Raw genomic sequence first — 8,179 nt, 5'->3', positions numbered from 1 at the left:
CGCTGCGGATTGCTGCCCGGATCGCGGGGATATCGTCGGGCACCAGCACCAAGTCCGCGCTTATCCCGTGCCCGGCCAGCAGGGAGAGGGCGAGGGGGCCGGAGCGGTCCTCGGCCTCGCCCCTGGCGCACCGGTCGGAGACGGTGATGACGCGGGCGGCAAGACCCATCAGTGACGCGCGTTGGACGCGTCGCGGGGCTTGCGGACGGGGCGCCTCACCCGGATGCCGGCTGTCACGGGATCGGCGTCGGAGAACTGGCGGCTCGACAGCTCGTACTCGATGCGCTGGGGGCGTTGGGGGCGCTCGGGCTGGAACGCCTGCGGAAGCGGGCGGTCCTGGGCGCGCGTGGGGCGGGGCGAGCGCACGGCGCGCTGGGCGAAGCTCGGCGGCTCGGGCGCCTCCTGGCGCGACTGGGGAGCCGCGGGCGGGCGCGGGGGCTCGGCGACTCGGGACCGCTGCGCGGAAGCCGGCGGACGGGGAGGCGCGGGGACGTCCTCCGCTTTCCCCGACGCGGGGGCTCCACCGACCGGCGCCTTGGCTGCGGATTGTTCGGGAGCCTCGTTCGGACGCGGGGCGGTACCCTCGCCGCTGGTTTGCCGGGACGCGGCGGACGCGCTGGCGCGCCCCGACGGGAGGTCGTCACCGAGGGACAACGACTTCGGCTGCGCGGGCGTGTGCAGGCCCGCGGGCACGGAGGCAACGGGCTGTACGCGCACGGGCCTGATCGCGGGCACGGAACGCGTGACGGGACCAAGGGCGGCAGGGGCAGAACTGGGCGAGGACGCCCTGTGCGCGCCGCCGCTCCTGCCCTGGCCGGCGCGCCGGTGCTCAGCGCCCTCAGCGCGGCGCGAGTCCGCCCGGCGCGGTGCCGACGGGGCCCCGGGGACTTGAAGGACGGGGGGCGCCCCGTTGGCGCGAGTGTCGGCGCCCTCCTCGGGGGCCACCGCCTCAACGGCGGGCTCATCGACCCCGGGCTCAGCCACGCGCGAGGGGGCCGACATGACGGGCATCTGCGCAGCGGAGCGCTTGCCCGCGAAGAAGGAGCGGAGCTGCATCGCGGCCTCGTGGCCGAGCACGCCGCCTACGACCTCGACCTGGTGGTTGAGGCGGGAGTCGCGCAGGACATCGCGCACGGAGCCCGCGGCCCCGGCCTTGGGGTCCCAGGCGCCGAAGACGACGCGGTCGACGCGGGCGGACACGATCGCCCCCGCGCACATGGTGCACGGCTCCAGGGAGACGACCAGCGTGCAACCGACCAGGTTCCAGCGCTTGAGGGTGCGGGCGGCGTCGCGCAGGGCGACGATCTCGGCGTGCCCGGCGGGGTCGCGGTCCTTCTCGCGGCAGTTCCAGCCCTTGCCGACGACCCTGCCCAGCGTGTCGAGCACGACGGCCCCGACGGGCACGTCGCCGGTTTCACGGGCGCGGTCCGCCAGGTAGAGGGCCTTGCCCATGGCCTCACGGTAGCGGTCAGTCAATGTCACATGTCCTAGCGTAGCGGCAATGCGCGCTATCTGGAACTTCAAGTGCTATGAGGTAGCCTTGAACCATGCGCATTCACGTTGCGGACCATCCGCTCATCGCCCACAAACTCACCGTTCTGCGCGACCGCCAGACCCCCTCCGCCACTTTCAGGCAACTGGTGGACGAACTCGTCACGCTGCTGGCCTACGAGGCGACGCGCGAGGTGGCGGTCACCGAGACCGCGATCAACACCCCCGTCGCGCCCACCGTCGGCCGCAAGCTCTCCGAACCCCGACCGATCGTCGTTCCCGTGCTGCGCGCGGGCCTGGGCATGCTCGAGGGAATGACCCGCCTGCTGCCCACTGCCGAGGTCGGGTTCCTGGGCATGCGCCGCGATGACGACACCTTGGAGATCGAGACCTACGCCAACCGCCTGCCCGATGACCTGTCGGGCCGCCAGTGCTACGTGCTGGACCCGATGCTCGCCACCGGACACACGATGGTCGCCGCCACGAACTACCTCTTCGAGCGGGGGGCCCGCGACGTGACCTGCGTGTGCATCCTGGCCGCCCCCGAGGGCATCGAGACCCTGGAGAAAGCCGTCGGCGACCGCGCCGACGTCACCGTGGTGGTCGCCGCCGTCGACGAGCGCCTCAACGACAAGTCCTACATCGTCCCGGGCCTGGGGGACGCGGGCGACCGCCTTTACGGCATCGTCGACTGACGTGCCGGGCCCACCCGCCACGGCTGGGACGGGCGGGCCCCAATATGCGGCCGTTCGCCGCGCCTGGCTGGGACACGGGATGCGGCCGCGGGCTGCGCAAGCCCCCTGGTCGGGACGGCCGCACGGGCACACTCCCTGGTGCCGGGCCCACCTTGGTCGGGACGGAGGACGCGGCGGCAGGCTGCGCCAGCGCGGAACGCCCACCGGGTTCGTGCCCTGTCGGTGGCGGAGCCCGTCAGACCGCATAATCAGAACTCGCGTGTCCACATCGGGATAGGCAACAGGTCATCGGGGTAGTCGCGGACCCGCATTGGGGTAGGCAACAGGTCATTGGGGCAGGAAACGGTGCATTGGGGCAGGTTAATAACCTGCCCCAATGCGGGCTAACCTGCCCCAATGCAACTCGCGGCACCCGGAAGGGCGCTGCTGGAGGCACGGCTGCACCTGGCCCCTCAGGCGCTGCATGCCGCGCGCCAGTTTTCACAGCGATACCTCCACTTTCACAGCAATACCACACTTTGCAAGCGTTATAACACTTGCAAAGTGACGGTATCCCTTTGAAAACTCAACTTCGCTTGCAAAGTGACCCGAGTGCCACCCGACCGCCTGAGGGCCGAGACTCCCCTTTGAAACCGCGGCATCGCTTGCAAAACAACCCAAGCATCCCACCCCATGCCCTCCTCGAATTGCTCGGGATGACTCCCCACCACGCACGCCTCGTGCACCATTCAACGGGAACGAGGGCCTGCCGTGGATGCCCTTCCTGGTCCACTTCGCCTTCTCCACCGGCTTCGCAGTCGTCTACCGCGTGCTGGCCGAGCGCTTCCCGCAGGTCAAGCTGTGGCAGGGCGTGGCCTTCGGCGTCCTGGTCCCGTCGGGCCGCACGTCGTGTTCGTGCCCGCCACAGGCATCGTCCCTGCCCCCTGGAACCAGCTCCACCACCGCAAGGGAAGGCGAACCCACTTCCGCATCGTCCCTGCCCCCTGGAACCAGCCCTTCGCCGAGCGCTTCTCGGAGTCCTTCGGCCACATCATCTAGATGTGGGTGATCGAGGTCTTCCGCCGCGACCCGTGCGGCCCGAGCCCGCCACCGGGGAACAGGCCAACCGCGCGAACGCCCCCGCTGGGAATCCCAGCGGGGGCGCCCTCACCTGCACCGCGCCCGCTGCCCCGAATCCCACGGGCCGGAGCGGAGATCAGAAGGCGGGGATGACGGAGCCGTCAGTCCACGTCTGCTCGATGTACTGCTTGACCTCGTCGGAGTGGAGCAGCTGCTCCAGTTTGTCGATGGCCTCCTGCTTGTCGTTCGCAGTCTTCCACACGAGGACGTTCACGGCGGGGTTGTTCTCGGGGGATTCGACGACCAGGGCCTGGTCGGCGATATTGAGGCCGCCCTCCTGCGCGAAGTTGCCGTTGATGACGGCGAAGTCGAAGTCGTCCAGGGAGCGCACCAGCTGCGGGCCCTCGACCTCCTTGAAGGTGAAGTTCTTCAGGGGCGTCACATTGACGACACTGGCTTCGGAGCCGTCGGCGGGCAGCTGGACGAGGCCCTGCTTGGCCAGCAGCTCCAGGGCGCGCGTCTGGTTGGAGGCGTCGGAGATGACGGCGATGGTACCGCCGTCGGGCAGTTCGGAAAGGCTCTTGTGCTTGTTCGAGAAGACTGCGAGGGGCTCCAAGTGGATGCCCGCCCCGGCGGTGAAGTCGTAGTCGAACTCGCGCTCGGCGTTCTCCAGGTAGGGGACGGTCTGGAAGAAGTTCGCGTCGAGCTCGCCGTCGTTGAGGGCGCGGTTGGGCTGGTTGTAGTCGGTGTACTCGACGATGTCCAGCTTGATGCCCGCCCCGGCGGCCAGGTTGTCGTTGATGTAGGTGAGGATCTTCGCGTGGGGGGCGGGCGTGGCGCCCACCTTGAGGGTAATGGCGCCGGAGGAGTCGGAGCCCGACCCGTTCGATCCGCCGTTCTGGCCGGATCCCCCGCAGGCGGCGAGGCCGACGGCCACGACGGCCGTGAGGCCCGTGGCGAGGATGGTGCGCAGAGTTCGCATGGCTGTCCTGTCTTTCTGTGTTGGGATTGGGGTCGAGGCGCGCGCCTCGAAGCGGGAGGCGCCGGAGGGCCCGGCGCTCAGCGGTGGTCCACGAGGCGGCTGACGGCGTCGCCGATCATCTGGAACACCTGGACGATGACGATGATCGCCAGGACCGTGGAGATCATGACGTCGTCCTGCCAGCGGTTGTACCCGTAGCTGATGGCCATCTGCCCTAGGCCGCCGCCGCCCACGGCTCCCGCCATCGCCGAGTAGCCGATGAGCGTGATCGCCAGGGTCGTGATCGACTGGACCAGGGAGGGCAGGGCCTCGCGCACCAGGACGCCCCAGCGGATCTGCCGGTTCGAGGCGCCCATCATCTGCGCGGCCTCGATCTTGCCGTGGTCGACGGCCAGCAGGTTGGTCTCCACCAGGCGCGCGAAGAAGGGTGCGGAGAGGATGATCAGGGGCACTACGGTGGCCATCGACCCCGACGACTTGCCGACCAGGGCCTTCGTGAGGGGGATCAGCATGATGATGCCGATGATGAAGGGCAACGAGCGGATGACGTTGACCACGACCGACACGCCCTGGTAGACGGGCTTGTTCGGGGTGAGGCCGTTCTTGCCCGTTTGGACCAGGAGCAGGCCGATTCCCATGCCGATGATGACCGAGCACAGGGTGGACAGCCCCACCATGAACAGGGTCTCCCAGATCGCGGGGAGGAACTGCGTGGTCAGGGCCGGGTTGTCCAGCCACGTGGGGTCGCCTTTGCCCGCGGGGAGCACGGCCAGGTGCGCGACGGCGTTCATCGGTCCCTCACTTCCGCGTGGATGCTGTTCTTGCGCAGTTGCTCGATGATGGAGGCCGCGTGGTACGCCGGGACCGTGAGCGCCAGGCGGCCCACTTGGATGTCGCCGATGGACTCGAAGGTCCCCGCCGTCACGTCTGCGCCCATGGAGGACGCCAGGTGCAGCACTGTGGCCCCCGTGGGAACGCCCGGGTGCGAGGTGAAGACCACGTCGAGCAGGACCGTCCCGGAGGCCCCGGGGTCCGGGGAGCCGTCCGCGCCCGGGGGCGCGTGGTCGACTGCGGGAGTGGGGACCAGTTCGCGGGCGAGGGGGCTGGCGGGGTCGGATACGACCTCGGCGATCGTCCCCGTCTGGGTGACGGTCCCGTGGTCCAGCAGGGTCACCGAGTCGCAGATCTCGCGCACGACCGCCATCTCATGAGTGATGACGACCACGGTGACGCCGGCGATCTCACGCACCTGTTTGAGCAGCGCGAGGATCTGGGCCGTCGACTCGGTGTCGAGGGCGCTCGTGGGTTCGTCGCAGAGCAGTACTGCGGGGTCGTCGGCGAGCGCGCGGGCGATCCCGACGCGCTGGCGCTGCCCGCCCGACAACTGGGAGGGGTAGGAGTCCCCCCGCCCCGCCAGGCCGACCAGGTCGAGCAGTTCCTCGACGCGCTCGCGCCTCTGCTCCTTGGGGACGCCCGCGAGTTTGAGGGGGTAGCCGATGTTGTCGGAGGCGGTGCGCGCGTCCAGGAGGTTCGCCGCTTGGAAGACCATGCCGATGCGGCGCCGGGCGTCGCGCAGCGCCTTGCCGCTCAGCGTCGCCAAGTCGAGGCCGTCGACGACGATACTGCCCTCGGTCGGCCTCTCGAGGGCCGTCAGACAGCGGATGAGTGTGGACTTGCCCGCGCCGGAGCGACCGACGATCCCATGGATGGATCCCCGGGTGACGTGGAGGTTGACGCCGTCGAGCGCGACCACGGTGTTGCCGCCTTTGACGGGGTAGGCCTTGCGCACCCCTGTCAGGTGGATCATGTGTTGCCTCCGTAATCGTTGGCCCTGATGAACGCAGCATATGGGGGCGCACCAGGGCGGCCAAATTCTCCGTTACAAAACTCCACAGTGCGGGCACGCGGAGAGCGGCCTCACACCCCTGGCGTCCCCGGCCACGCGGCCCACACCGCTGCTGCTGCGGCGGCGACCGACGCCGCCCACGTGCCCACGGCGAGGGCCACGGCGCTCGCGCGCCTGCCGCCGCGCCACAGGTCGACGGCATCGACCAGAGCCGTCGAGAACGTCGTGAACCCGCCGAGGAAGCCCGTGGAGGCGACGTGGGCGGCCGGCGAGGCGCTCCACGCCAGCAGCAGTCCCGCTGCGGCCGACCCCACGACGTTGACCGCGACGATGCCGCACTTGCCCAGGACCGGCGCCGCGTCCGCCGTGGCACTACGCGCCCAGCCGTCGAGGCGCCACCTGGCGAGCGCCCCGAGCGCACCAGCACACGCCAGGGCCGCGCACATCGCCGGGCTCACCGCTGTGCCCCCGACACGAGGCGGTGGCCCGCCCATGCGACCGCCGCCCCCACCGCGAGCAGCCCCGCCGACTGCGCGAGGGCCAGCGCCGCCCCGTGGGCGCGCGTGCTCCACTGGGCGGCGGAGGACACCGTCCACGCCGCGTAGCCCCCGTAGGTGGTGAACGCCCCGGCGAAACCCGTGCCCGCGAAGAGCCTGAGACGAGCGAGAGCCCGGGCCCTTTCCGGGAACGCGGCGGAGCGCGCGCCCGTGAACGCCGCGAGCGCCCCCAGTGCGAAAGCCCCGACCACGTTGACCACCAGGATCGACCAGGGGGCGAAGAGCCCTCCCACAGGGCGCGCGGCGGCCGCGCAGTCCAGTCCCGCCCGCGCAAGCGTGCCCAGCGCGCCACCCGCTGCGACGCACACCCATTCGGGAACCGTCCGATGCTCGTCCATGCGCCCAGGATAGGCCGACGGGCCCCGGCAGCGGAGCAGTAGCCGCAGCCTCCGCCCGGTGCCGCCGCCGCCCGGCGCGGCCTGCTCCGCCTGCCAGGCGCGCGGGATGAGGGCGCCCGCCTCCCGGCTCGCGGGCCGAGCCCTCCGGCCCGCAGACCGGCCGCGGGGCTGCGCGCACAGCGGCGCCGTTCCACGGAACACGCGGCGCCCGGGCGGCGCTCCGGCCCCCGCCTCGTACACTGGCGCCATGACCACACCCGCAGGACGATTCGCCCCCTCCCCCACGGGGGACCTCCATTTGGGGAACCTGCGCACCGCGATCCTTGCGTGGGCGGCGGCGCGTCTGAGCGGACGGCGCTTCGTGATGCGCATCGAGGACATCGACCGGGAGCGCGCGGGCTCGGCGCAGCGCCAGCTGGACGACCTGGAGGCCATAGGCGTCGATTGGGACGGCGAGCCCCTCATCCAGTCCCAGCGCGCCCACGCCCACCGCGCCGCGTTGGAGGAGCTGGCGTCGCGGGGCCTCGTCTTCGAGTGCTACTGCTCGCGCCGCGATATCCGTGAGGCCGCGTCGGCGCCGCATGTCCCGCCCGGCCATTACCCGGGCACCTGCGCGCGCCTGAGCGGGGCCGAGCGCGCCTCCCGCCGCGAGGCCCTGGCCGCCCTGGGCCGGGCCCCCGCGCTGCGGCTGGCGGCCCCCCGGGCGCAGTGGACCGTCACCGATGCCCTCCACGGCCAGTACACGGGGCCCGTCGACCAGTTCGTGGTGCGGCGCGCGGACGGCGTGCCCGCCTACAACCTGGCCTCCGTGGTCGATGACGCCTTCCAGGGCGTCGACCAGGTGGTGCGCGGTGACGACCTGCTGGCACAAGCGCCCGGGCAGGCGCAGTTGGCGTCCCTGCTGGGACTCGCCCAACCCACCTACGCGCACGTGCCCCTGGCGGTGTCGGAGTCGGGTGCGCGCTTGGCGAAGCGCGACGGCGCGGTCACACTGGCGGACCTGGCGGACCTGGGCTGGGGGCCGGCCGACGTGGTCGGCCTCATCGGGGAGTCCCTGGGGGTTCGAGGCGCGCGCCGGGCAGCGGACATCGCCGACGCCCTGGGGGACCGGGGGCTGGAGGGGATCCCCGCACATCCGTGGGTCGTCGTCCCGCCGACCGGGCGCAGGCCGCACTGAACCGTGAGACGCTGAACGGGCATTCCCTCTAATG

General features: G+C 71.2%; 9 protein-coding genes and 1 pseudogene. 4 read left to right on the top strand and 6 right to left on the bottom strand.

Annotation, left to right across the window (positions count from 1 at the left end):
• Positions 1-168: 168 nt before the first annotated feature.
• Complete coding sequence (gene tadA, locus G447_RS12015) at positions 169-1,482, bottom strand: tRNA adenosine(34) deaminase TadA (RefSeq protein WP_243442310.1); 1,314 nt, start codon at positions 1,480-1,482, stop codon at positions 169-171.
• Positions 1,483-1,547: 65 nt separating this feature from the next.
• On the opposite strand from tadA, the gene upp reads away from it, so the two are divergent.
• The 3 genes and pseudogenes from upp to G447_RS12870 all read left to right on the top strand — a co-directional run bounded on the left by upp (position 1,548) and on the right by G447_RS12870 (position 3,224).
• Positions 1,548-2,186, top strand: a complete 639-nt coding sequence (upp, locus tag G447_RS0105495) for a uracil phosphoribosyltransferase (protein WP_026430341.1) — start codon at positions 1,548-1,550, stop codon at positions 2,184-2,186.
• Between the two features lie 754 nt (positions 2,187-2,940).
• Positions 2,941-3,000, top strand: a pseudogene (locus G447_RS12875) (YagU family protein); the annotation flags it as partial.
• Between the two features lie 80 nt (positions 3,001-3,080).
• On the top strand, positions 3,081-3,224 hold the full coding sequence (locus tag G447_RS12870; RefSeq protein ID WP_424141091.1) for a hypothetical protein: 144 nt from the start codon (positions 3,081-3,083) through the stop codon (positions 3,222-3,224).
• Between the two features lie 157 nt (positions 3,225-3,381).
• On the opposite strand, the gene G447_RS0105485 is transcribed toward G447_RS12870, so the two are convergent.
• The 5 genes from G447_RS0105485 to G447_RS0105465 form a co-directional block, all read right to left on the bottom strand.
• Complete coding sequence (locus tag G447_RS0105485) at positions 3,382-4,227, bottom strand: MetQ/NlpA family ABC transporter substrate-binding protein (RefSeq protein ID WP_026430340.1); 846 nt, start codon at positions 4,225-4,227, stop codon at positions 3,382-3,384.
• Positions 4,228-4,304: 77 nt separating this feature from the next.
• A complete protein-coding gene (locus G447_RS0105480) occupies positions 4,305-5,018 on the bottom strand; it encodes a methionine ABC transporter permease (protein ID WP_005869823.1) in 714 nt (237 codons plus the stop codon).
• On the bottom strand, positions 5,015-6,034 hold the full coding sequence (locus tag G447_RS0105475) for a methionine ABC transporter ATP-binding protein (protein WP_026430339.1): 1,020 nt from the start codon (positions 6,032-6,034) through the stop codon (positions 5,015-5,017). The genes G447_RS0105480 and G447_RS0105475 overlap by 4 nt, the downstream gene beginning before the upstream one ends.
• A gap of 110 nt (positions 6,035-6,144) precedes the next feature.
• Positions 6,145-6,531, bottom strand: a complete 387-nt coding sequence (locus G447_RS0105470; protein ID WP_026430338.1) for a fluoride efflux transporter FluC — start codon at positions 6,529-6,531, stop codon at positions 6,145-6,147.
• The gene (locus tag G447_RS0105465; protein ID WP_026430337.1) at positions 6,528-6,968 is read right to left on the bottom strand and encodes a CrcB family protein; all 441 of its coding nucleotides are present in this window, start codon (positions 6,966-6,968) and stop codon (positions 6,528-6,530) included. Before G447_RS0105465 ends, G447_RS0105470 begins: the two co-directional genes overlap by 4 nt.
• A 247-nt stretch (positions 6,969-7,215) precedes the next feature.
• Between G447_RS0105465 and gluQRS the strand changes: the two genes are divergently transcribed.
• Positions 7,216-8,145 carry a tRNA glutamyl-Q(34) synthetase GluQRS gene (gluQRS, locus tag G447_RS0105460; protein ID WP_026430336.1) on the top strand — a complete coding sequence of 310 codons (930 nt, stop codon included), beginning with the start codon at positions 7,216-7,218 and terminating at the stop codon, positions 8,143-8,145.
• Positions 8,146-8,179: the final 34 nt, after the last annotated feature.

Source organism: Schaalia georgiae DSM 6843, from assembly GCF_000429245.1.
Lineage (GTDB): Bacteria > Actinomycetota > Actinomycetes > Actinomycetales > Actinomycetaceae > Pauljensenia > Pauljensenia georgiae.
The sequence above is the reverse complement of the archived record's forward strand: the minus strand, read 5'-3'. Positions and strand labels throughout refer to the sequence as shown.